Source organism: Paraburkholderia fungorum, from assembly GCF_046027215.1.
In the GTDB taxonomy this organism is placed as follows: domain Bacteria; phylum Pseudomonadota; class Gammaproteobacteria; order Burkholderiales; family Burkholderiaceae; genus Paraburkholderia; species Paraburkholderia fungorum_D.
The window spans coordinates 180,375-204,592 of record NZ_JAQQEN010000001.1; the positions used below are offsets into that span (position 1 = coordinate 180,375).

The 24,218-nt window shown below is 59.6% G+C and carries 15 protein-coding genes and 1 tRNA gene; 8 read left to right on the plus strand and 8 right to left on the minus strand.

What is annotated here, in order from left to right:
- Window positions 1-12: 12 nt before the first annotated feature.
- The 6 genes from PQR27_RS00810 to PQR27_RS00835 all read right to left on the minus strand — a co-directional run bounded on the left by PQR27_RS00810 (window position 13) and on the right by PQR27_RS00835 (window position 8,358).
- Complete coding sequence (locus tag PQR27_RS00810) at window positions 13-1,947, minus strand: DUF2357 domain-containing protein (protein ID WP_408521840.1); 1,935 nt, start codon at window positions 1,945-1,947, stop codon at window positions 13-15.
- Complete coding sequence (locus PQR27_RS00815) at window positions 1,941-3,878, minus strand: McrB family protein (RefSeq protein ID WP_408521841.1); 1,938 nt, start codon at window positions 3,876-3,878, stop codon at window positions 1,941-1,943. The genes PQR27_RS00810 and PQR27_RS00815 overlap by 7 nt, the downstream gene beginning before the upstream one ends.
- Complete coding sequence (locus PQR27_RS00820) at window positions 3,878-5,278, minus strand: DNA cytosine methyltransferase (protein ID WP_408521842.1); 1,401 nt, start codon at window positions 5,276-5,278, stop codon at window positions 3,878-3,880. The genes PQR27_RS00815 and PQR27_RS00820 overlap by 1 nt, the downstream gene beginning before the upstream one ends.
- A gap of 35 nt (window positions 5,279-5,313) precedes the next feature.
- Entirely contained in the window at window positions 5,314-5,634 is a 321-nt protein-coding gene (locus PQR27_RS00825; protein WP_408521843.1) for a ParC-related protein, read from the minus strand.
- Between the two features lie 254 nt (window positions 5,635-5,888).
- On the minus strand, window positions 5,889-6,110 hold the full coding sequence (locus PQR27_RS00830; RefSeq protein WP_408521844.1) for a hypothetical protein: 222 nt from the start codon (window positions 6,108-6,110) through the stop codon (window positions 5,889-5,891).
- An 889-nt stretch (window positions 6,111-6,999) separates the two neighbouring features.
- Window positions 7,000-8,358, minus strand: coding sequence for a tyrosine-type recombinase/integrase (locus tag PQR27_RS00835; protein WP_408521845.1), 1,359 nt, complete (start codon window positions 8,356-8,358; stop codon window positions 7,000-7,002).
- 158 nt (window positions 8,359-8,516) lie between these two features.
- Between PQR27_RS00835 and PQR27_RS00840 the strand changes: the two genes are divergently transcribed.
- Window positions 8,517-8,584, plus strand: a tRNA-Ala gene (locus PQR27_RS00840).
- A 162-nt stretch (window positions 8,585-8,746) separates the two neighbouring features.
- On the opposite strand, the gene PQR27_RS00845 is transcribed toward PQR27_RS00840, so the two are convergent.
- Entirely contained in the window at window positions 8,747-10,489 is a 1,743-nt protein-coding gene (locus PQR27_RS00845; protein WP_408521846.1) for a methyl-accepting chemotaxis protein, read from the minus strand.
- Between the two features lie 420 nt (window positions 10,490-10,909).
- On the opposite strand from PQR27_RS00845, the gene PQR27_RS00850 reads away from it, so the two are divergent.
- The 7 genes from PQR27_RS00850 to PQR27_RS00880 all read left to right on the plus strand — a co-directional run bounded on the left by PQR27_RS00850 (window position 10,910) and on the right by PQR27_RS00880 (window position 20,547).
- Entirely contained in the window at window positions 10,910-11,611 is a 702-nt protein-coding gene (locus tag PQR27_RS00850) for an NAD-dependent epimerase/dehydratase family protein (protein WP_408521847.1), read from the plus strand.
- Window positions 11,612-11,854: 243 nt separating this feature from the next.
- The gene (locus PQR27_RS00855) at window positions 11,855-13,366 is read left to right on the plus strand and encodes a sensor domain-containing diguanylate cyclase (RefSeq protein WP_408521848.1); all 1,512 of its coding nucleotides are present in this window, start codon (window positions 11,855-11,857) and stop codon (window positions 13,364-13,366) included.
- Between the two features lie 111 nt (window positions 13,367-13,477).
- On the plus strand, window positions 13,478-14,092 hold the full coding sequence (locus PQR27_RS00860) for a DUF2239 family protein (RefSeq protein WP_408521849.1): 615 nt from the start codon (window positions 13,478-13,480) through the stop codon (window positions 14,090-14,092).
- Between the two features lie 464 nt (window positions 14,093-14,556).
- Window positions 14,557-16,122, plus strand: coding sequence for a methyl-accepting chemotaxis protein (locus PQR27_RS00865; protein ID WP_408521850.1), 1,566 nt, complete (start codon window positions 14,557-14,559; stop codon window positions 16,120-16,122).
- A 142-nt stretch (window positions 16,123-16,264) separates the two neighbouring features.
- A complete protein-coding gene (locus tag PQR27_RS00870; protein ID WP_408521851.1) occupies window positions 16,265-17,572 on the plus strand; it encodes a solute carrier family 23 protein in 1,308 nt (435 codons plus the stop codon).
- A gap of 966 nt (window positions 17,573-18,538) precedes the next feature.
- On the plus strand, window positions 18,539-19,816 hold the full coding sequence (locus tag PQR27_RS00875; protein ID WP_408521852.1) for a sensor domain-containing phosphodiesterase: 1,278 nt from the start codon (window positions 18,539-18,541) through the stop codon (window positions 19,814-19,816).
- 35 nt (window positions 19,817-19,851) lie between these two features.
- A complete protein-coding gene (locus tag PQR27_RS00880; protein ID WP_408521853.1) occupies window positions 19,852-20,547 on the plus strand; it encodes a copper homeostasis protein CutC in 696 nt (231 codons plus the stop codon).
- Between the two features lie 72 nt (window positions 20,548-20,619).
- Here PQR27_RS00880 and PQR27_RS00885 read toward each other — a convergent pair whose 3' ends face one another.
- On the minus strand, window positions 20,620-24,207 hold the full coding sequence (locus PQR27_RS00885; protein WP_408521854.1) for an indolepyruvate ferredoxin oxidoreductase family protein: 3,588 nt from the start codon (window positions 24,205-24,207) through the stop codon (window positions 20,620-20,622).
- Between the last annotated feature and the right edge of the window lie 11 nt (window positions 24,208-24,218).

A 24,218-nucleotide genomic window follows, 5' to 3' on the forward strand; every position in this document is an offset into this window, starting at 1 on the left:
ACAGCGATGAATTCATTCAAAAAAATCCGGATATGACTTCTTCAAGCCGGCTGATTCTTCCTGATATCTGCCGAAGTTCGCCAAGGTCTTAATTGAACTATCCAGGAACGTTTGAAGCTGGCTAATTCCGCCGGCAACGTTTCCTGGTCTCAAAGGGAGGGCGCCGACGCCCGGAAACGATTCGTTGCTCGAAGCGGTTATCGGTTGCCGAACAAAGCGTTCGAATCTGGCATCGTCCTTTGGACCGGGGTAAAGAATGAAGGCGCCTCGTAATCCTAAGATCGCATCACGATAGGTGTGCATCTTGTTAAGGTCATCTTTTTTAAACGTCTGCTTCGAGCCCTTTCCCGCATCCTGAACCAGGCTAGCGTCGCTTCCGTAGCCACCGGATTCGAGTCTATACTTAGCATCGAATACTAACCAATGCGTGACTTCACCGATCCGGACGGCGATGCTAATGTCGGGATCGAATTGGAGCGAATAGCTACCGGACCACGCCCCCCATTCGCTCTCATACGTCCGAGAAAACGATTTCTGAAAAAACAAAAACACTTCGATTAGGCGGTCGCTGACGTGTAATTTCCATTGCGCGGATGCTTTGCCTCGGTTGGTTTTCAAGGTTAGCGTTAGGCCACCATTCGATTCCTTAATTGCAGTGCTGCCTTTTAACAAATCCTCGCCATAGAGGGTCGTCATTGCTTGGCGTACCATGAAGTAGCACCAATACTCGTAAAGAGTATGCACCGGTTTCGCATCGCCCATTATTCCCGGCAGGTTTTCCAAACCGTCCAATGGTAGCGCTATGACCTCCCTGATCTCCGCGTCTGCCAGCAGAACCTCTCGGTATCCGATTCGTCGTTGAAGTTTTTGAGAGTTGGCGCCGTCTTCTCTCGTCGCTTTGATTCCTCGCCATACTGGTCGAATCAACCAGTCCTCGATCAATTCTCGCCAACGCCTAACCTCCTCCAAAATACCTGTCTTCCGGTCTGCTTTCGCAGATGATTCCAGATCGCACAGAAGAGCGTACAAATCTTGGAGGAATGCTTTGACGAATCGATTCTCTGGTGTATCGAAAGATTCCTGCTTTACGCGAACCGGCAGCGTGGTCGGAGTGTTTCCCGCAAAATGGTCCGCCAACGGACCTCCGGCCCGGAAACCCATCGACGCCCGCCGCTTTGAAATCTCCGCTGGCGAGACGCGCCTAACTCTGTGAGGAGACATTGAGCGCTGTTCAATCTCTAGGACTGAAATAGGGGATCGTAGGATGTGAGAAAGCGCGTCTGGGAGCGCTTCTTCTCTCATCAATCGCCGCATGTGAAAGTAGCTAGCTTGGGGTTTAGAGACGATGGCCTCTCCGTGCTGAAGTTGAGTCGCGGCCGGCGATCCAATTTCATGAATCAACCCAAGATGGAAATCTGCAACGTTTTCGAGGAGGGCTTGGTATTCGTCTCGATAAGAAATCTTCCTGCTTTCCACCTCGACAAAGAGCTCTCTGTCGTCTCGCCAGACAGTCAAATCTACAGACCCGAGAAACTCTCGAGGATTAAAGAAAGCTGTGATTCTAGTGAAGCCGTCGACGTCCTCCACCCACGATCTTACGGAAACCACTTGAAGGAAGGGATGAAGGCGGGTATTTAGAAATGGCCAGGACCGTGAAAGAGCAGTGTCCCGCTTGGTAATTGCCTCCTCAAGTCGCAACGGTAGCCGCACTTCGATGATGTATTCACCATTCTCAAAAATAGATAGCGGTTGGAAGCCCGAATGACGCGCTGGCGCGTAGTGAATCAAGCCGAGCGCGTCAGCATGCTTCGTTACTCCGAATAGAGTGGCGCGTCCCGACTCACCGAGTGGCTCAAACACATCTTCGCCGGAGTCATCGGCGGTGGTAACAAGAATGTAGGTTCCATCGGCCCATTCCACCCTTGCGGTCGCAAGTGCAGCTAGCATACGAACGTCGTGTGACCCGTCGCGTCGAGTCGCAACAGCATTTGGCGAATTTTACGTCTGCTTTGCCTCAATTCAAATCCGAGCTTCTCGACGTCTGTCACTTCGACCCGTGTGTTACCGATGACATACTGCGCAGCGCTGCCCGCCAGAAACTGCTCCAGCGCCGTCAAGCAATCTCCCAACTGGCGGCGATTTCCATGCAGCCGGGGCAAAAGTTTCTGGAAGACAGCCCGGTCAAGGGCGGCCTGCCATCCCGCTTGCCCCTCTGCCGCAAACAACGTTTGATCGCCATATTCCAAGTAGGTCGCGAGGTAAGAACACACCTCATTAATCGATCGATAGGCAAAACCAAATCCCACCGGCACGAGCAGGCGCTGCAACGCGACCATGGACTTTTCCACCGCGTCAATGATTGCTTCGGTATGCGCTTCCCATGAACCAGCACGGCAACCTTCGACGATCCGCGGCATCGGGGCTTCACGCTCCCAGTAGCCACTTCGACTCCTAGCAATCCCTCGCCGCAAAATCATGGTGGCTGTCTCTGTAGACAGCGATGGCACGTTTATCTCTGCGCTACGACGAAGGTAGCTTAGAGGATCTGGGACATCCATCTCGATGACGTGAGCACGATCTAGTACCTTTGGCGAAAACATGTAGGTGGTTTCATCCACATTTACGGTGCCGACCACCAACATATTGTCCGGAAACGCAAGGCCAGAATTCTCTCTTGCTAAGCGGGCCGCCGATTCTGCCTCCAATGGGTAGTGTTCGTCCGCTGCGAGCGTGGTGGACACGAGTGCAATTTCTTCGGGACTTAGAAGGCAAAACTTCGCCGACTCAGACAAGCCTCGATTTGCCTCCATTATTGAAAGAAAGCGGCCGAAGTAGCGTTCGACATGAGACAAATTCATCTCGTCCAAAATGAGGAAGTGCGGCGAATCCGGTCTCGCCACACAACGCAACATTAGCAATAAGGCTGGCGTCAGCTCCCAGCGCTCGCCCGAGCGGTCATCTAGGTCTTTTGCTTGTGCCTTCAGGGGGGCTCCAAACACATTCTTAAATCCGAGCAGTGGACTGTCATCTGTCCAGTCCGCACCTACCGGTACAAACGCGAGGTTAATTGCAGGTTTCGCAGCCAATTGAGTCGCCGCGTATTTCTGGTCGACTGTGTAGTCCGTGGCTACGGCGATTTCGCGACCGAAACGGCTTTTCCCTGTCCCGGAAGGTCCGGTAACCAAAAGAAACCCCTTGCTCGCGAGTGCTAATATCCACTCCGCGGGAAGAAACGGTAGCTTCTCAACAGTGACAACAGTTTCTTCGACCGTCGGCTGCCCAATCTGAGAGAAGAGCGGAGCTGTTTCCGTTTGATGTTGATCAGGAGCAGGTGGCGCATAGTTAAGTAAGCCAGAAATTTCTGGGTACCGCGCGCTTACATCAGCCGTAAGGCCGGGATGAACCGATGCAATCGCGTACAGCAATGCTCTCACGTCTTGCTGTACGTCTTGCTGCTTGATCATCTGGAAGGTTTGATTGGCGAAGCTACTCACTCCTAGGACGGGCACCTTTGAGAACCAGTAATATGCAGTCGGGCTCTTCGCCAAAAAGTCATCATGATTGACTGAAGCTCCGAGTACAACATGGACTTCAAGTTGCACCACCCATTGATCGTTGTATGCAGGGCCACCGGATTTTTGCACCACCCGTCCCAACGCCCGCACCCCTTTCCTCCATGCAGTATCAATCCCCTTGTTGTTATCAGACCCGAGCACCACGAAAACATAGGTCCCGGGGATGACTTCCCCGGGAACTTGAGTGCACGTAACAGAGATTTCGAGCGCAGATGCGGGGCTCTTCGTCAGTCTGTCGACAGCATGGATGTCGGCAAGACTTTCCTTGCCGAGTCTAACGATTGCGAATCGAGGCGCTGGCATCAAACGACTTCCGCCAGCCGGTCGGACGTACCGCGAAGAGATCCGGAGCGATGCTCGCTACTTCGCGCAATCGAGGACGCTAAAGCCGCTAGCGCATCACGAAGAGGCCCAAATAACTCACGGCCTTGTCCATCGACACGCCTCAAAATTCCCGTGGCCGCATTGGCGCTGAGGAAATAGTGCTCGGCCACGGCTCCCTTCTCAATGACATCAATCAGCCTCGATACGATTGGTTCGTTTGGCGCAGGGGAGACCGCCGCGTCGAAGATGGCGTCTCCGATCGCGTAGCCGCCCGTCTTCCATTTGACGTCGAAACCTTCAGAGGCAGATGCCGCATCAAGGGCGCTGATACGTTGAGTTCGAGCAAGCTTACCTTTGAAGTCTTCGTAACCTTGCCCCGGCGAAGGCTGCACCTCTCTCTCAAAGAGATCCGTTGCTTGAGGTGTTGCTGCATTGTTGCCAAGTGTATTTGCTATCCGGCGTGCCACCCATTCCACGACTGGAGTCGAGACCGCGTTGCCCAGCGCGTGATAGCGTAGAGTGTCAATTTCATCACTATCCGTCGCGGACTTCGACGGTAGTGTCCAGCCTCGAGGAAATCCCTGCAGCCCTTCGCATTCGACCGGCGTCAGTCGACGCACCTGCTTAGCGTAACTGATATATGTGCGACTCCAATCGGTTCCAGTGTGGCGCCCCGAGGTAGCGGCGAGACAGTACGAGACCTCGGGCACCACTGCCCCACTTGAATTGCAGCGATGCGACGTGAGAAAGCCCTTGCGTGGATTGCCGGGTTTATGGGTTGCGCCAGGCTCGTACAACGAGGACAGTGCTTTGGCAACGTCTTCGCGCCAAGCACAGATGTACACGCGAGGTCGCGATTGCGGCGCTCCAAAATATCTGGTGTTAAATACGCGCCATGCGACCCCGTATCCGAGCCGCGTCAAGCTACTGATGACTGTCAGAAAATCCTTGCCGCTGTGAGAGCTCAGCAAACCAGTTACATTTTCCATAAGCACCACGGGCGGGAGGCTTTCGCCGATCAGTTGAATAAACGGATAAAAGAGGCCCGTGTTTTTTCCTTTTAGGCCCTGACGCCCCATCGCGCCGCGGGCCACCGATACGTCTTGACAAGGGAAGCCGCCACACCAGACTTGGGCTTTAGGCAGGTCCGCACTTTTTACTTCTCTGATGTCTGATGCTGTCTGCACTGTGGGCCAGTGACGCTTCAGAATCTTTTGACAGAATTCGTTGATTTCACAATGAAATGCGGGCTCGCAACCGGCCTTTTGGAATCCAAGGTCGAAGCCACCAATCCCAGCGAAAAACGAGTTAATGAGTATCGGTTGTGAGTTCGTGGGCGCTGCAGTCGCCTGTTCGATCTTTTTGCGTGAATTTTTCATGTGTCAGCACCTTGTGTTCGGAGCTCGATAGTTCGTTAGATAAGCGTGGCTTGAACCGGCGTCGACCGTGTTTTGCGCAGCGCGGCAGCCCTATCAGGGCGAGCTTTACGCAGGCGCCCGGGTTCGTATTCGCTGGTATCGACTTCGAATTTTGAAATTCCCAATTCCCTAAGAAAGCGACCAGCACTTTCAAGCGAAAAAAGTCTCGTCTCGCCGCGGGTGGTCGCCAGCAGGCGCTCGTTGTCGCCGCAGCGGATAACGAGCGCGTAGCCTCCGGTCAGTCCTCGGACAAGTACCGATGCGACGGACTCTGCCTGTTGGAGCTCGCGGAGCGTTGTTTCCTTGATGATTTGCATAGGCGCACCCATTGTCAACGTTACTCTACTAGCACATAACGTTGACTGCAACGCAAATAGCGTTCTCTAGGCGCTGGAACTCGTGTAGAAGCCCGGCCTGGACGTCATATGTCCCTGGATCTGCCGCGCGCCGACGGATGGGCGCGCAGCTCGATCACGGCGCGCCAGCAGCCGACTGCAAGGGACGCGGCGGCCATCGGGACGGCGGCGGACGGGACCGCCAAGTGAAAGGTTCGATGGCCCGGAGTACGAATTCAGACTTGAGGTGGATGGTTGCTGAACGTATGGCCGCACGTAAGGCAATGGTAGTTATCGAGGATGTTATCGTCGATAACGTCGCCGACTGCGGTGCCGACCGCGCAGCCTGCCGCACCGCCGAGGAGTCCGCCGATAACGGCACCTGCAATTAGCCCGAAGACTGAACCGACAGGGCCGCCGATCATGCCGGCTGTCGCGCCTATTTCTGCGCCAGACATGGCGGCGCTTGCAGCGCCTGCCGCACCGGCGACCGCGCCGATTGCGCCGCCTGTTTTGCGGGCGTTGTTGCGGGTTTCAACGCGGGGTGACTGGCACCGGGGACATTCACACGAGGTTCGATGGGTAAGCGAAGTATCCGAGAACATGTGGTTTCCTGGAAATTAAGACCGTAAATGGATAGTTATCAATCGAGAGGGGACTATTCCCTTGTCTCCCGTCGGTGATATAGGTCTGAAATTCTCTGGAATCCACCGTCACGCGGCGCAGGTACGGTTAGCGGCCCGCCCACGGGAGTAACCAGTCTCCGCGCGCGGATCTCCGCATCTGCTTTTTGGCGCCCTCGGTTCGATGTAAAGGTGCTGCCTCGAATTGCTGGTCATAGCAGGTCAGCAGCTCGCATAGCGCCTCTATTCCTACTTCGTCGATTCGCCAGTTAATGTCTGTCGTATCTAGAACCACGCAACGTTCAAGCGTGTCCTGAACCTCCACATAAAGGCTGTCAGGCGCGTGGCCGTAGCCGGCTTCGCGTAGAAACCAGCTCAGCGATGAGACCACGAACAGTCGCCAAGTAGCTCCGTATTACCTGCTCCGCTAAGGGTTTCGGCCAACGTGCTTTACAGTACATTCCACCGGCGTCGAATTGTAAGTGATCGTCGTGGATGCAGCACGTCCCCACTGAGGGCAAGTTTGGGGGCATCTCCGCATCGCAGATTCGGGGATTGTTATCCGTTCTACGGTCAGGAGTTCGATCCTCGCTCTAGCAACGCATACTTTGGCATGAATGGACGACGACGGTTGCTGGTGAGGCAACTCGATTCCGCTTGGTGTCGCTATCACTTATCTGCAGGAGTCGGTCGTGCGTGAATAGGCGGACGACCCGGGTAAACTTCAGGGCTCAAACCTGATCTTCGCCTGCTCAAGCACCCAGGCTTCAATCTTGTCGTGCCACATGCGCAGCAGGTCGAGGGGACGTCGGCGATAGTGTTTTTCGGCGATTGCCGACGGCTTATGCCCTTGGATTTGTGCGACAACGCCGACCGGGACCTCCACCCACTCCGACAGCGTGCCGAATGACCGGCGCAGGCCATGCAGCGAAATGTGCGGCAAACCCGTTGGTTCCAACGCTCGATTGTGCGCGTGACGCGGTTCCGCTATCTTTCCGTCCGATGCTGTTTTGCTGGCGAACACCCACTCCGATGGTTCCCACTGTTCGCCTCTTTCAGCGAGGCGAGTGGTTTGACGTTTATTCGGAGGCATCTCGTTTAGGCGCTGAAGATGTCGCAATAGACCGGCAAGATAAGGAGTGAGCGGAATAGTCCGGCCGCCAGTGCCTTCAACTTTGTCGTTCATGGTCAAGCTGCGCCAGCGGAAGTCCACGTCTTCCCAACGCAGCGCGGCCAGCTCTTCCCGGCGAGCGCCTGTAATTAGGAGTCCTTGAAGGTATGCGCTGATTACCGGGTTAGCGATGCCACGTACCGCGCTAAACCAAACAGACAGCTGTTCGCGCTGAAGGCAGTCATCCTTCGCGGCGCTACGAGGGAGAATTCCCTTGACCTTTGGCGAAGCATAGGCTTCGTGCGGGATGATGCCTGCATACGTCTCGTGAGTGTCGCACCACCGAATGAACGCCTTGAAAAGACCGAATGCATGACCGGCATTCGTTGGCCCCCGAGGTATTTCGGCCTCGAGCCACTGGGACATGGAAGTTGCCGTTATCTCGGTCAACCTGTGCGACATAAGCGGAGCCAATGGCCCACGGACTTTTTCTTTGCCGCCGCGTTTTGCAATACCTCCACCGGGCGACGAGAGGTTGACATGGTCGAGGATGTATCTCTCCGACCTAGGCTTCTTTGTCTTCGGTGAAATCTTCGTTCGCAGATGCTCCAGATACTGCTCCCACGCTTCGCCGACCGTCACATCCTGGCGACGTTTTGCTGCCCGCCGAGCCTCGTGTGCTGCCTTCTGCTCAGCCTCTTGTTCCCGCGGATCGATGCCGCCGTCGATGAGCGTCTGGAGGCTACGTGCCCGCTCCTGCGCCACATCGATCGTCCAACTTCTTGGATCGCCGATAGTGATCCGCACTGTTGAACCATGTATCTTCCCTTGGAAAATGTAAGCTTTTGCACCTCCAACTGTTGCACGCAGCCCCAGCCCCGGGGTCTTGCTGTCCCAGAGAAATGATTGTGACTTGCCTTCGGCGCAGCGATGGGCGTCTACCCTGGCCGCAGTGAAATTTACCTTCGCCACCGAGCCTCCGTAAATGTGTGCCGGCAATTCCGTGTAACCGCTGTGTAACCAGATTATGCGGTAGTGAAGGTATATAGATCAATGTCAATCGGCGGTTGGTTTTGAAATATCTGTTAAAATACAGTGACTTATGTTTTTTGATGTATGTCAATCTATCTGAAGGAATCTGGACTTGTTCGTATTCGCAATGCGAAGGTCGGGAGTTCGATCCTCCTCCTCTCCACCAATTGGATTTTTTGTTTTATGTGAGAACCGGCTACGCGCCGGTTTTTGCGTTTTTGTAGCAAAGGGGTCGGGGTTTCCTTCTTCTGTATGCCTACGGCGTTGGCCAAAAAAACCCAGAACAAGCGAAAACAGCCCCTGCACAGTAACTAGCTCACAAAAAAATTCAAAACTTATCCCACCCACTATCCCCACTTGCACCAGCGGCAGCAAGCACTGCAACCGGCGCTGCACCGGCAGCAGCAGACCCCATGACAACCCGCTTCCCAATCGCACGCGCAGGCGCAGCCACACCCACCTCCCGCCGCGGAGCAAACCCCGCCTCAGCCACAGAAACAAACCCCGCCCCACCGGCTATCTGAAAGAACGCCACCACTTCATTCAACTGCTGCCCCTGGTCCTCCATCGACCGCGAAGCCGCTGCCGCTTCCTCAACCAGCGCAGCATTCTGCTGCGTCACGTTATCCATCTGCGTGATCGCCTGATTCACCTGCTCGATCCCGCGGCTCTGTTCCGTCGATGCCGCCGCGATCTCCGACATGATGTCGGTCACACGCGCAACGGCCTGGGTCACTTCGGCCATCGTCTTACCCGCTTCACCCGCCAGCGCCGAACCGTCGCGGATCTTCGCCACCGAGGTCGCGATCAGATCCTTGATCTCCTTGGCCGCACTCGATGAACGCTGCGCAAGGCTCCTGACCTCGCTCGCGACCACCGCGAAACCGCGCCCCTGTTCGCCAGCACGCGCCGCTTCGACCGCCGCGTTTAGCGCCAGAATGTTGGTCTGGAACGCAATGCCCTCGATGATGCCGGTGATCTCCGCAATCTTGGTCGAACTGTCGCTGATGTCGTGCATCGTGTCGACCACCTGACCCACCACTTCGCTACCCTTGTGCGCCACCGTCGAAGCGTTCGCAGCCAACATGCTGCCCTGCTGCGCGTTGTCAGCGTTCTGCTTCACGGTCGACGTGAGCTCCTCCATGCTGGAGGCGGTTTCCTGCAACGAAGCAGCCTGTTGTTCAGTGCGCTGGCTCAGATCCATGTTGCCGGCTGCGATCTGTCGCGCGGCACCGGCAATGCTGGTGCTGCTATCGCGCACCCGGCCGACGATCGCCGTCAGTCGGTCGGTCATCTCGCGCAACGCGGAGAGCAGCTTGCTAGTTTCGTCACTGCCGTCAACGGTGATGCGCGTACGCAGATCGCCTTCAGACACAGTGCGTGCAACGTCGATGGCAAGACGCAGCGGCCCGGTCACCGCGCGCGTAATCAGCACACATGCGCCGACGGCAAGTCCCAACGCGATCAGGCAGATCGCAATCAGCAGGTTGCGCTGGTTTTCGTAGTGCGCTACGTAATCATTCACCAGTTGTTCCTGGCGGCTACGCGTGTAGTCGGCATACGCGTTGGTGGCGCGAATCAGCGCGGCAAGTAGCGGCCGGCATTGATCGTCCATCTTGACGATCGCCTCGTCACGCTTGTTGGTAAGCGCCAGGTTGACGATGTCGAGCGCAACCGGGCCGTAAGACGTTTCGACGCGATTGATTTCGGCGACAAGACTGCGCGCTTTGTCCGACGTATCCGTCGCGCTCGCAATCATGTCGTTGAGCTTTTTCAGGTCGGCTTGCACGTCTTCGTGCGCGCGCGTCACATCGGCTTTCTCTATTTCGAGGTCCTGAGGTTTCGTCACGAGCACGAGGTTGCGCGCGGCAATCGCGCGGCGATCGACGGCAGTGCGCACCTGTGCCGCCATGTCGGCGCGTGCGTTGATGCCATGTACGAAGCCGGAAAAGACATCCGTCGCATCACTCAACGCCTTCAGGGAGAGGCCGGAAACCGCGACGACAATGAGAGACAACATGCCGAAACCGGCAATGAGTTTGGTTTTAATGGTGAGATGCTTGAGTGTCACGATTGTTTCTCCAATAACGAAACGTAAAAGCGTTCGCAATGGACTCTCAGGTCCGGGCCATGGGTGCGTCTGTCCGGCCGCCGAATATTCTGGCGGCCCCGCGCTGTTTTCCCCGTTGAAGCCTTCTGCATGTCGCATCGCAAACAACGCGTCGCGCGCGAGGCACTAAACGGGTATGCCATTTACTGGATATCGGTTCGAACCGGCGACTACTTAAATGAAATCGGGTTTGTCTGTATGAAGATTGCATGCAATGAACGAAGAAAATGCCAATTCATGCATAGATGAATATATTTGGGCGCATGATGAAAGCTACGGTTGATAGGTCTTTTCACCGGATCGCCCAGAAGTGGCTTTTTTTACCCCGGACCGCACTATCACCAACACGCACAGGCCGCGCACGGCCACGGAGCTTGCATCGTGAAGATTCTGATATTTGGCGCGACCGGCATGGTGGGGCAGGGCGTTCTGCGCGAATGCCTGCACGCACCTGACGTCGAAGCGATTCAGACCGTCGGCCGCACCCGCACTGGCCAGCTCGATCCACGTTTGCACGAGCTGATTCTGTCCGACCTGATGGATTACCACGCGGTGGAATCGTCGCTGAAGGACTTCGATGCATGCTTTTTCTGCCTGGGCGTTTCATCGGCGGCCTTGCAGGAAGCCGACTATGCGCGGCTTACCTATGATCTGACGCTGTCGGCCGCGCAGACGCTTGCCCGTCTCAATCCGCAGATGACTTTCACCTATGTGTCGGGCGCGGGCACCGATAGCAGTGAGCATGGCCGCACCATGTGGGCGCGCGTCAAGGGCCGAACCGAGAATGCGTTGCAGCGGCTGCCGTTCAAGGCCGTCTACCTGTTTCGTCCTGGCGTGATCCAGCCGTTGAACGGCGCGCGTTCGAAAACCCGTTCGTACCGGCTGTTCTATGCGGCGACAAAACCGCTCCTGTCGACGTTGCGCGCGCTGTTGCCCAACCAGATCCTGAGCACGGAAGACATCGGCCGGGCGATGCTGGCGGTCGCGCGCCACGGTGCTGGCAAAGCGGTGCTCGAAACCGCTGACATCCGCGCGCTTAGCGACGCGGCATCCGCGCAGGCGCTGGATCTGCGCGCCGGTTGACGCTCGCGCAAAGCGCGCAACGGTGCCGGGTATTGCCGCAGAGGGAGGGCGCGGCAGCAACTGCGGTGCGTTGGCTTGAGCACGCGCGATGATCCACATCACGCCTGGCCCACCAAAATCCCGTCGTTTCGAGCGTTGAATGTTCCGCAGCCTCTGGTAGGCTACCGTTTTATGCGGCGCGCCTTCCAGACGCGACCGACTTCTTTACGCGCGTGGGTCAGCGCATGCTCGAACGAAAAACCAATGGTGACGCGTCGACCGAACATCGTGATTGCCATTAGCATCGTGCTGGCCAGCATGATCCTCGCGATCGCGGTGTGGGTGCTGGCGCAGATGCGCGACGACGCCCTGCGGCGCGCCCAGGATTCGGTATTCAACGTCTCGCTGCTGGTCGAACGCGACATATCGCGTAACCTGGAAATCTACGACCTCTCGCTGCGTGCGGTGATGGACGGTCTGAAGCAACCCGGCATCCTGAGCCTGCCGCCTGAAATCCGCCAGATGGTGCTGTTCGACGGCTCGGCCAGTGCGAAAGACATGGGCTCGATTCTGGTCATCGACCCAGCCGGCAATGTCGTGTTCGACTCGCAGGCGAGTCCGCCGCGCCGCGTCAATCTCGCTGATCGCGATTACTTCAGGGTTCAACGCGACTCGCCGAATGTGGGCTTGTACGTCAGCCATCCGTTTATGCCGAAGATCACCGGCAAGGACATCAGCATCGCGCTGAGCCGGCGCATCACGCGTCCGGACGGCAGCTTTGGCGGCGTGGTGGCGGGGACGATGCGCCTGACCTACTTCCGCCGTCTGTTCGCCGGCATGAATCTCGGCGCGGGCGGCTCGATGGCGCTGATGCTGAACGACGGCACGATGCTGATGCGGCGTCCGTACGATCCGAAAATCATTGGCTTCAACCTGACCGGCACCGCGAACTACTCGCGCTTCGTCCAGCAGCCGAGCGGGGATTTCTTCGGCACGGCGGCGATTGACGGCGTCGAGCGTTGGTATGCGTTCCGGCATATCGATATGTACCCGCTGATCCTCGACGTCGCGCTGTCCACGCACGATATCTACGTTGAATGGCGCCACCGCGCCTGGATCATCGGCTCGCTGATTGCCGCGCTGGATGTGACCATCATCGCGCTCGCTGTCCTGTTCTCGCAGCAGCTACGGCGCCGGCGTGCTGCGGAAGACGAGTTGCATATGCTGGCGCGCACCGACGGGCTAACCGGCCTGAACAATCGCCGCAGCTTCGAGGAGCATGCGGAAGCGGAGTGGCGCCGCGCGCAACGCAATGGGTGGCCGCTGTCGATGCTGCTGATCGATGTCGACAGTTTCAAAGGCTTCAACGATATCTACGGCCATTCGGCGGGCGACGACGCGTTGATCGGCGTCGGGCGCAGCATTGCGCAGAGCGTGCGACGCCCCGGCGACACCGCGGCGCGTTACGGCGGCGAGGAGTTCGCTGTGCTGCTGCCCGATACCGACGAAACCGGTGCCATGCAGATTGCCGAGAAGATTCGCGCCGAGGTTCAGGCACTCCAGCTCCACCACGTCGCGAGCTCGCACCATGTGCTGACTGTCAGCATCGGGATCGCCTGCACGCGCGGTCAGGCGTTTGCGACGAACCGCGCCTTGGTCAACGCCGCCGACGAGGCGCTCTACGAAGCCAAGGACGCAGGCCGTAACCGCGTGCTGTGCTATCCGGCTGCGGCGCGTGCGGAAAGAGGCAGCTTTGCCGCGCAGCCGTCGCGCTGAGAGCGCTCTGTCATCCGGACGGGCAGCGCGGATAAATTTACCCGGGTAATATGTTGCATATAATTTATACCCGGATATAATTCGACAAATTCTTCCTTTACGGAGTTTGTCATGACTACCTTTCCTGCGACCTGTACGGCTTTCGAAGGGCACCGCCGTATCGCCTCGGGCGTCTTGCCCGATGTCGCACTGGCCGTACGCGAGGTGATCGCGCGCGGCGAACAGGCGCCCGTACTGATTTTCGACGACGCGACGAGTCGTCCGGTTGAGTTCGATCTGCGCGGCACACCCGAAGAGATTGTGGCGAGGTTGGTGAGCAGCGAAGCCGGCGAACCGTCCGCAGCCAGCGTCGACAGTATCGAAGACGACAGCCCGCGTGGCCGTGGCCGGCCCAAACTCGGTGTGGTGGCAAGAGAGGTGACCTTGTTGCCGCGTCACTGGGACTGGCTGAACGGTCAGTCGGGCGGTGCGTCGGTCGCGCTGCGCAAACTGGTTGACGCGGCCCGGCAGGCTGGAGAGGACAAGGATCGCAAGCGTTTGGCGCAGGAGGCGGTGTATCGCTTCATGACCGCGCTGGCGGGCAATCTGCCGGGCTACGAAGAGGCCACCCGCGCGCTATATGCCGATGATCGCCCGCGTTTCGACGCGATCGTCGCGGCATGGCCGTACGACGTGCGCGATCACACGCTGCGAATCGCGGTCGGGGCTTTCGTCACGCATCCTTGAATTTGTGGGCCGGCTCAGTCGGCCCGCCTCAGTCGAGGCCGACGGGGTTCGGGCAAACAAAGCGTATGGACAAAAAAAAACCGCTCACACCGGGGGAGCGTGAGCGGGAAAGTCGGAGAGTTAAAACAACATCGCATGCGCCTACTCATGGGGGATCAACGCAGCAAAGAAAGTTTAAAAGTTCGACCGCTACGCACCTATCAGACAACTCCCAATCGCGACGCCGCGTACGCACCCTGTTCGGCCGTCTCCTCATCGTCATCTGCCCTGCCGATCTGGCCCCGCACGCCGTGCATTCCTTACACCATCCTGTCCTGGTTATGCCCGGCATTTATCGCATCAAGTCTCCGTGCTCGCCGCCGTAAATGAGGTGGGAGTGCCGCCGCACATCCGACAAACCGCGAAATCTCGCGCTGCGGCGTAGCGCACGGAGCGTCCCGTCGGGACTTACGAAGGATGGTGAAATGAAGTGGTTCGACCGCATGACCGTATTCAAAAAGCTGCTGCTGGCGTTTGCCGTAGTGATCGGGTTCTGCGTCGTCGTCGGCGGAACTTCACTGACGACGCTCTCATCGATGCATGGCATTACTAACGCCATCTGCGATCTGCACATGAACGGTCTCTACTGGATGGAAGAGGCGAACCGCCACAAGATCGATTCCGATCTTGCTGCCGCGAATCTCGGTTACGCAGCCGACGACGCCGGCCGTCAAAAGCTTAAGGATGGCATCGTCGGGTCGCTCAAGGACATGCACGCGGCTTACGACCAGTATCGCGCGACGATCGAGACCGGCAAGGGGCAAGAGATGTTCGACGACGTGGTGCGCAAGTCGGCCGTGTGGGAGGGCATCGTGCATCAGCAGATTGGCCTCGAACCGATTCCGGCCGGCGTGGACAATAACGAACTCGTACGCCGGGCGATTGCGTCGAGCGAGGCGCTACGCGATCGCATTACGGCGCTGATCGACTATCGCCGTCAGCAGGCCACCGAAGCCCAGCAGGAAGCCACCGCCGACTATCAGCACATGCGCATCGTGATGCTCGCGCTGGTGCTGGGCGCCATCGCGGCGGGCACGCTGCTGGCAGCTGTGATTGCCCGCCGCCTGTCGCGTCAACTTGGTGGCGAACCGGATTACGCGATGCAGATTGCCAACCGTATCGCCGATGGCGACCTGAGCGTGCGCGTGGAAACCCGTGCCGGCGATACCCACAGCATGCTGTTCGCACTGCGCAATATGCGTGAGCGGTTGGCGGGCATCGTCGCGGGCATCAGCGAATCGAGCGAGTCGATTCTGATGGCGTCCGGCGAGATTGCGCAGGGCAACACCGATCTGTCGCAACGCACCGAAGAGCAGGCCGCAGCGCTGCAGGAGACCGCGTCGAGCATGCAGGAGCTGACTTCGACGGTGAAGCTGAACGCCGAGAACGCGCAGCAGGCGGGCGGCGTGGCGCATGGCGCGTCGGAAGTGGCGGCGCGCGGCAGCAGTCTGGTTGGCGACGTGGTCGAAACGATGCGCGAACTGGCTGCCGGATCGAAGCGGATGACCGACATCATCGCGGTGATCGAAGGGATTGCATTCCAGACCAACATCCTCGCGCTGAACGCGGCGGTGGAAGCGGCGCGCGCCGGCGAACAGGGGCGCGGCTTCGCGGTGGTGGCGGGCGAAGTGCGCTCGCTCGCGCAGCGCAGCGCGATCTCAGCGAAGGAAATCAAGGAACTGATCGAACGCTCGACCGCGCGCGTGGGCAGCGGCGCCGAACTGGCCGAGCGGGCCGGTCAGACAATGGCCGAGGTTACGCACGCGGTTAAACGCGTGACCGACATCATGGGCGAGATTTCGTCGGCGTCGCAGGAGCAAAGCACCGGTATCGAGGAGGTGAACCGCGCGGTCGCGCAGATGGACGACGTGACCCAGCAGAACGCGGCGCTGGTCGAACAGGCGGCGGCTGCGGCGGCATCGATGGCCGACCAGGCGAGGCAGTTGCAGGCGGCGGTGACGGTGTTTTCGCTGGAAGCGCGGCACGGCTGATCGATCGGCCGCCCCCGGATCGGCGCGCGTTGCGTCGCCCTTGCCAGGCCAGATGGCACTCCGTACACTCGCGCGTAATTCATAGACGGTACTGGTTTACGGCGCCGTCCACCAAAAACGCCGATAGAGGAGAACCCCCGCCATGGCCGATTCCTACTTCCCCCGCTGGCGTACCCAGCCGAGTGCTGCCGAGGGCCGCATCGTCGGCACGGACGAACGGCTCGCGTGGCCGCAGATGTTCGCGATGGGCATCCAGCACGTGGTCGCGATGTTCGGATCGACCGTGCTCGCGCCGTTGCTGATGGGTTTCGATCCGAACCTGTGCATCTTTATGTCGGGCATCGGCACGCTGCTGTTCTTCGTGCTGGTGGGCGGGCGGGTGCCGAGCTACCTCGGCTCGAGCTTTGCGTTCATTGGCCTCGTGATCGCAGTGACCGGGTACGGCGGGCATGGTCCGAACATGAACATCCCAGTGGCGTTGGGCGGGATCATCGCGTGCGGGGTGGTGTACGCCATCATTGGGCTGATCGTTTCAGTTGTCGGCACCCGATGGATTGAAACGCTGATGCCGCCGGTTGTGACGGGGGCGATTGTCTGCGTGATCGGGTTGAACCTGGCGCCGATCGCGGTGCATGGCGTGAGCGGCAGCAACTTCGATTCGTGGATGGCGCTGGTGACCGTGTTGTGCGTCGGCGCCGTGGCGGTGTTTGCGCGCGGCATGCTGCAGCGTTTGCTGATTCTGGTCGGATTGCTGATGGCGTATGTGATTTACGCGATTGTCACGAATGGGCTCGGCATGGGTAAGCCGATCGACTTCGCGATTGTGGCGAACGCTGCGTGGTTTGGTTTGCCGCACTTTACGGCGCCGGTTTTCAACGTGCAGGCGATGACCTTGCTTGCGCCGATCGCGGTGATTCTGGTGGCCGAGAATCTTGGCCACATCAAGGCCGTTAGCGCGATGACGGGGCAGAACCTCGACCGCTATGTTGGTCGCGCGTTTCTCGGCGACGGGCTCGCGACGATTGTGTCTGGTTTTGCCGGTGGCACCGGGGTGACGACGTATGCCGAGAACATTGGCGTGATGGCCGTGACCAAGATTTATTCGACGCTTGTGTTTGTGATTGCTGCGGTGATTGCTCTTGTGCTGGGTTTTTCGCCGAAGTTTGGCGCGGTGATCCAGACGATTCCCGGGCCCGTGCTTGGCGGGGTGTCGATTGTTGTTTTTGGCTTGATCGCCGTTACCGGCGCGCGGATCTGGGTCGTGAATAAGGTGGATTTCTCCGACAACCGGAATCTGATTGTCGCCGCGGTGACGCTCGTGTTGGGGGCAGGGGATTTTTCGCTGAAGCTTGGAGGATTTGGGCTTGGGGGGATTGGGACTGCCACGTTTGGGGCAATCATTCTGTATGCCCTTCTGCGGAGGAGGCCTGCTGGGGCGCAGGTGGCTTGAGGGTTGGGGTTGCTGTTTGCCTGCGGCGTTGGGCTTTCCTTGTTCTCTATGCCTACGGCGTTGGCTGTTTCTTTTGCTTTTGGTCTATTAGCGTCGCCCCTGTGCGGGGCGGCACCTACTTTTCTTTGCCGGCCGCAAAGAAAAGTAGGCAAAAGAAAGCGGCTCCAACCGCCAATTCTTAAGCGGGCCCCCTGGCTTGGAGGGGATCGTGGCTCCGTAGAGATTGAGCCTCCGCACCTTCTGGCCTGAGTGACCAGGCCGTCATGCTTCCGGCGGCGCTGCGCGCGCCGGGGCGGTACTTCTCAAAACCAATTGGTGTTTTCGGCGCCTCGCCGAGGCGAAGCCGATGGCGCCCGCTACACGCAAACGAAGCTCCCGGTTTCCCTGGTTGACCCATCCGCGACGCACGCAGTGCGGAGTGGGAACGGATGACGGCTGTGTCACAGACCGCTATGGACCGAGGTGTGATCCGTTAATCGGACCACCAGCCCCTCCAAGCCAGGGGATCTACTTAAGAGTTGGCGGTTTGAGCCGCTTTCTTTTGCCTACTTTTCTTTGCGGCGGCAAAGAAAAGTAGGTGCCCCCCCGCACAGGGGGAACGCTAATAGACCAATAAGCAAGCAAGGAAAGGCCAACGCCCTAGGCGAACAGACCAATAAGCAAGCAAGGAAAGGCCAACGCCCTAGGCGAACAGACCAATAAGAAAACAAGGAAAGGCCAAAGAGGCAAGGACCAGGAAATGCCGCCGCCAAAGGCAAAACAAACAAACCCACCGCACCGAAAAGGTGCACATCGCGCCCTCGCTCGGCGCACCAATTCCCCCGTAGGTGCACCACCGCATGCAAATTTCACTCAAATGTGCGCCACCGTGCGCACGGACCTTGCTTATGCCACACTGATGACGCACATTTTGAGAACTAGCGCCGGAGCTGCTCGCCTCCGCGTAGCCTCGCGTGAGAGGATTGCATGACCATTGCGCAACACGAAAGAACGGCCAGCGCGCCGCATGGCTTCGATGTCGAAGTGACGTCGGGGCTCGAACGTTTTTCAGTGCAGCACGGCGAACTGACGCTCACCAGCGTGTTTCAACCTATCTTCAGTCTGTCGCATATGCGGGCAGTGGGTTACGAGGGGCTGCTGCGGGCGCATGACGCACTCGATCGGCCCGTGTCGCCGCTCGACGTATTCGGTGAAGCGGCGCGTCTGGGCGACGTCCTGCAACTGGACCGGCTCGCCCAGACACTGCATCTGGAGAACTTCAAGGTACTCGGCGCCGAGCGCGAATGGCTGTTTCTGAATGTCCATCCCGGTGCACTCACCGATCCGTATCTGTCCGCCGCGCTGCTGGCCAATTTGCGGCGACTGGACCTGCCGCCGCGGCGCATCGTGCTCGAAGTGCTCGAACAGCGCGCGGAAGACCTCGAACGTCTCGCCGACGCTGTGCGCCAATTCCGCGAACGCGGCTTCCTGATCGCGCTCGACGACTTCGGCGCGGGCCATTCGAACGTCGAACGGATCTGGCAGTTGAACCCCGACATCGTGAAGCTCGACCGCATCATGCTGTCGCACGCCGCGCATCGCGCCGATATGGCGGCGATCCTGCCAGGGCTGGTGGCGCTGCTGCACGAAGCGGGCAAGCTGGTGCTGATCGAGGGCGTGGAAACGGAGCATGAAGCGCAGATGGCGCTCGCCTGCGACGCCGACTTCGTGCAGGGTTTTTTCTTCGGCCGTCCGAATCCCGGTGCTGCCGACGCGCTGCACGCGGCAACCTGCATCAGCGAAGTCACCGACCGTTACCGCGACCAGGTCGAAGCGCGCGAGCGCCGCGACGCGAGTCGTATTGCCCCGTATCTGCGGGCGTTCGAACGCGCAGCCGAGCGGCTCGCGGCCGGTGAACCGCTCGAGGAAGTGTGCTGGAATTTTCTCGCACTCGATCACGCCGCGCGCTGCTTCCTGCTCGACGCGAGCGGCAAGCAGGCCGGCCGCAACGTCGTGCTGCGCGCCGATCGCGCGGCCCACGAAACGCGCTTTCTGCCGCTTTCGGATGCGCAAGGAGCGAACTGGCTGCGCCGACCGTACTTCCGCGCGGCGATCAGTACGCCTGAGCGCGTGCATGTGACGCGTCCGTATCTGTCGATTAACGAGGCGCTGCCATGCGTGACGCTGTCGGTGGCGACACGCGTCGGTGAGCAGACGTGCGTGCTGTGCGGCGATATCGACTGGATCGACGAAGAGCAGTTCTGACATCATGTCGTTTTTAACGACACTCAGCCGCTCATATGTCCGTTCTACTTGAAGTCATTGCCACGACCGTAGCCGACGCGCGGCTTGCCGAAGCAGCGGGCGCGGACCGCCTCGAACTCATCACCGCGATGGGCGAGGGCGGGCTGACGCCGAGCGTCGGACTGATCGAAGCGGTGGTTGCCGCCGTGCGGATTCCGGTGAACGTGATCGTGCGGCCGCACAGCCGCGGGTTTGTGTTCGACACGGACGACTACGCCGTCATGCTGCGCGACGTGCGGGCGATAAAGGCGGCAGGCGCGAACGGCGTCGTGACCGGCATGTTGACGCCAGCAGGCGAGATCGATCGTGACGGACTCGCACGCGCGATCGATGCAGCGGACGGTCTGGCGATCACGTTCCATCGTGCGTTCGATGAAACGCGTGATTTGCATAAAGCGCTCGACGTGCTGCTCGGTTTCGAGGCGGTGACGAACGTGCTGACCTCGGGCGGCAAACCATCCGTGTTGCAGGCGCAGGGGACGATTCGGGCATTGGTGCAGCAAGCGTCCGGTTCGCATTGCACGGTGCTGGCGGGCGCGGGTTTGACCATCGACGCCGTGGCCGATTTCATGCGGGCGACGCATGTCGAAGCGGTGCATTTCGGCTCGGGCGTGCGCGTCGACGGCCAGGGTCTTACGCCGGTCGACGCGCAACGCGTGGCGCGCGTAAGAACACTGCTCGACGCGGCGTAAGCGGATTCCGTAACAAAAAAAGGCCGTTTCGGGAGAGATCCCGAAACGGCCTTCTTCATCGCACGCGCGAAATTACTTCGCGACAACCACCGGAATGCCGCGCAACTGCCCGGCACCCTTCACTTCTTCCAGCGATTGCTTCACCGACGCACCCGTCGCCGCTTCGATCTGCAGGCGCGCAGCGAGATCACGCTCACCGCGCTTCACGCCCGCCAGATTCGCGAGCTTCACGTGACCGTAACCGCGCACACGAGCATGCAGGTCGGCGAGCTTCGCGACGTCTTCGAGATTGTCGACGTTGAGTTTCGCGAAGGCGCGTTGCAGCGTGGTTTCGTAGTCGCCGGAGAGTTCGCGCTCCATCTTGCGTTCGAGCGTGCGGCCGAACGGATCGAGCATCGTGCCGCGCAGGCGGCTGAACTTCGCCATTACGCCCAGCACGGGCCACATCCATTGACCGAAGGTCTTCTTGGTCGGGTTGACGCCAGGTTGCGGACGTGTGAGCGTCGGCGGCGCGAGGTTGAACTTGATGCCGAAGTCCTTGCCCGCCACGCCTTCGAATTGCGCTTCGAGTGCTTCACGGAATGCGCTGTCTGTATGAAGCCGCGCCACTTCGTATTCGTCCTTCACCGCCAGCAGGCGATAGAACGTCGTCGCCACCGCGCGTGTGAGGCGCTCGCTCTTTGCATCGGCCGCGGTTTCAGCGCGACGTGCCGCATCGACCAGCGCGCGATAACGCTTCACATAACTTGCGCCACCGTAAATGTGCAGACGACCCTCGCGATGCGCGATCAACTCGTCGAGCGTATCGACGCGCACGGCCTGCTTCGCCAGATGACGGGCTTGCCACAGCGATTCAAGCGCAGCCGGATCTTCAGCGGCCAGACGGCCGATCGAAAACGCCAGCTGGTTCATCTGCACCGCCACGTTGTTCAATTCGATCGCACGCATCATCGCGGCGAACGACACCGGCACGAGACCGAGCTGCCACGCGTAGCCCAGCATCAGGATGTTCGCGCCGATGGTGTCGCCGAGAAAGCGCGTCGCGAGCGCTTGTGCATCGCAAGTCGACATGCGCTCCGGTCCTGCCGCGTGACGCATCTTGTCGAGCAATGCGTCGGCGTGCAGCGTTGCGTCCGGATTCGTCACGAAGGTCGCGTTCGGAATGGCGTGCGTGTTGACGACGATGCGCGTGCGGCCGTGACGCACCGTTTGCAGCGCGTCGGCGCTCGCACCGACCACCATGTCGCAGGCGAGCAGCACGTCGGCCTGTTGTGTGTCGATACGTACCTGATTGAGCCATTCGTCGCGTGCGGCAAAGCGTACGAACGACAGCACCGAGCCGCCCTTCTGCGCAAAGCCCATGAAGTCGAGCACCGACGCGCTCTTGCCTTCCAGATGCGCAGCCATGCTGATCAACGCACCCACCGTCACGACGCCTGTGCCGCCGACACCCGTCACCAGGATGTCGTACGGCGCGGCATCGAGATGGGTCGCGGGAACCGGCAATGCATCGACGCGTGCTGCCAGCGCCGCCGGATCGAATGCGGCGCCCGCGGCTTTCTTCAGCTTGCCGCCTTCCACGGTGACGAAACTCGGGCAGAAGCCGTTCACGCACGAGTAGTCTTTATTACATGACGACTGATCGATGCGGCGCTTGCGGCCCAAGACGGTTTCAACCGGCTCGACCGACAGGCAATTCGATTGCACGCCGCAATCGCCGCAGCCTTCGCAGACTTCTTCGTTGATGAACAGACGCTTGTCCGGATCGGGAAACTCGCCTTTTTTCCGGCGACGCCGTTTTTCCGCCGCACAGGTCTGGTCGTAGATCAGCACGGTCACGCCATCGGTATCACGCAACTCGCGTTGCACCGTGTCCATTTCGCTGCGATGGTGGAAGGTCGTGCCCTTCGGAAACACGTCGTGATGGCCGTCGTATTTTTCCGGCTCGTCGCTCACCACGACGAAACGCGACACGCCTTCGGCTTCCACCTGCCGCGCGATCTGCGGCACCGAAATGCTGCCGTCGACCGGCTGGCCGCCCGTCATCGCGACTGCATCGTTATAGAGAATCTTGTAGGTGATGGTGGCTTTCGCCGCGACCGCCTGGCGGATTGCGAGAATGCCGGAATGGAAGTAGGTGCCGTCGCCGAGATTCTGGAAGACGTGGCGCGTTTTCGTGAACATCGAGTGCGAGGCCCAGTCGACTCCTTCACCGCCCATCTGGATCAGACCCGTGGTGTCGCGCTCCATCCACGACGCCATGAAGTGGCAGCCGATCCCCGCATGCGCGATCGAACCGTCCGGCACTTTGGTCGACGTATTGTGCGGGCAGCCCGAACAGAAATACGGCGTGCGCTTCACGCTGTCCGCGGCATTCGAGAGGATTTGCGGTGCGACCAGATCGACCACGCGTTCGCGTCGATCGAGTGCCGGTTTGTGTTTCGCGAGCCAGTTCGCAAACACCGGCAAAATGCGTGACGGCCGCAATTCACCTAGTGACGACAGCAGCATCGTGCCGTCTTCAGCATTCTTGCCGACCACAACCGGACGCGTGCCTTGCGTACGGTTGTAGAGATAGTCCTTGATCTGCTGCTCGATGACCGGGCCTTTCTCCTCGATCACCAGCACCTCCGACAAACCCGACACAAACGCATCGATGCGCGTCATTTCCAGTGGGAACGACAAGCCGACCTTGTAGATCCGCACGCCGGCCGCTTCCAGATCGGCGACCGTCAGATCGAGGCGGCGCAGTGTTTCCATCAAATCCAGATGCGCCTTGCCACACGTGACGATCCCGACGTTCGCATGCGGGCTCGGCGCGATCCATTTGTCGATGCTGTTGGTGCGCGCGAAATGGCGCACCGCGTCGAGCTTGGCGTGCATCCGCGATTCGATTGTCAGACTCGGCAGGTCGGGCCAGCGATTATGCAGGCCGCCCGCCGGAGCTTCGAAATTCTGCGGAATCGCCCACTCGGTTTGCAGCGCATCGAGGTCGACAGTCGAGCCCGATTCGACTGTTTCGGAGATCGCCTTGTAGCCGACCCACGCGCCCGAAAAGCGCGACAGCGCCCAGCCGTACAGGCCGAATTCGAGCATGTCGGCGATGTTCGACGGATTCACTACCGGCATATGCCACGCCATCAGCGCGAAGTCGCTCTGATGCGGCATCGACGACGACACGCAGCCGTGATCGTCGCCCGCCACCACCAGCACGCCGCCATGCGGCGACGAGCCGTACGCGTTGCCGTGCTTCAGCGCATCGCCCGCGCGGTCCACGCCGGGGCCTTTGCCGTACCACATCGCGAATACGCCTTCGACGGTACGTTCCGGGTCCGACTCCACGCGCTGCGTGCCGAGCACAGCCGTGCCGCCGAGTTCTTCGTTGATCGCCGGCAAGAAGCGAATATCGCTCGCCGTGAGCAGTTTTTGCGCTTTCCACAACTGCTGGTCGACCATGCCGAGCGGCGAACCGCGATAGCCGCTGATGAAGCCGGCAGTATTCATTCCGTGTGTGCGGTCTACGTCGCGTTGCATCAACGCGAGGCGCACCAGCGCCTGCGTGCCGGTCAGGAAGATCCGGCCACGCGTGGCGGTGAGGTTATCGGACAGCTTGTAGTCGGCGAGAGCGGGCGTGCCGTCGATGGGCAGGCGAGCGGTCATGGGTGAGTCTC

Coding starts and splice junctions, on each gene's coding strand:
- PQR27_RS00830 (WP_408521844.1), bottom strand. CDS start 6,110: ATGTCTGGCGCAGAAATAGGCGCGACAGCCGGCATGATCGGCGGCCCT.
- PQR27_RS00810 (WP_408521840.1), bottom strand. CDS start 1,947: ATGCTAGCTGCACTTGCGACCGCAAGGGTGGAATGGGCCGATGGAACC.
- PQR27_RS00880 (WP_408521853.1), top strand. CDS start 19,852: ATGTCCGTTCTACTTGAAGTCATTGCCACGACCGTAGCCGACGCGCGG.
- PQR27_RS00865 (WP_408521850.1), top strand. CDS start 14,557: ATGAAGTGGTTCGACCGCATGACCGTATTCAAAAAGCTGCTGCTGGCG.
- PQR27_RS00885 (WP_408521854.1), bottom strand. CDS start 24,207: ATGACCGCTCGCCTGCCCATCGACGGCACGCCCGCTCTCGCCGACTAC.
- PQR27_RS00860 (WP_408521849.1), top strand. CDS start 13,478: ATGACTACCTTTCCTGCGACCTGTACGGCTTTCGAAGGGCACCGCCGT.
- PQR27_RS00825 (WP_408521843.1), bottom strand. CDS start 5,634: ATGCAAATCATCAAGGAAACAACGCTCCGCGAGCTCCAACAGGCAGAG.
- PQR27_RS00815 (WP_408521841.1), bottom strand. CDS start 3,878: ATGCCAGCGCCTCGATTCGCAATCGTTAGACTCGGCAAGGAAAGTCTT.
- PQR27_RS00855 (WP_408521848.1), top strand. CDS start 11,855: ATGGTGACGCGTCGACCGAACATCGTGATTGCCATTAGCATCGTGCTG.
- PQR27_RS00875 (WP_408521852.1), top strand. CDS start 18,539: ATGACCATTGCGCAACACGAAAGAACGGCCAGCGCGCCGCATGGCTTC.
- PQR27_RS00870 (WP_408521851.1), top strand. CDS start 16,265: ATGGCCGATTCCTACTTCCCCCGCTGGCGTACCCAGCCGAGTGCTGCC.
- PQR27_RS00820 (WP_408521842.1), bottom strand. CDS start 5,278: ATGAAAAATTCACGCAAAAAGATCGAACAGGCGACTGCAGCGCCCACG.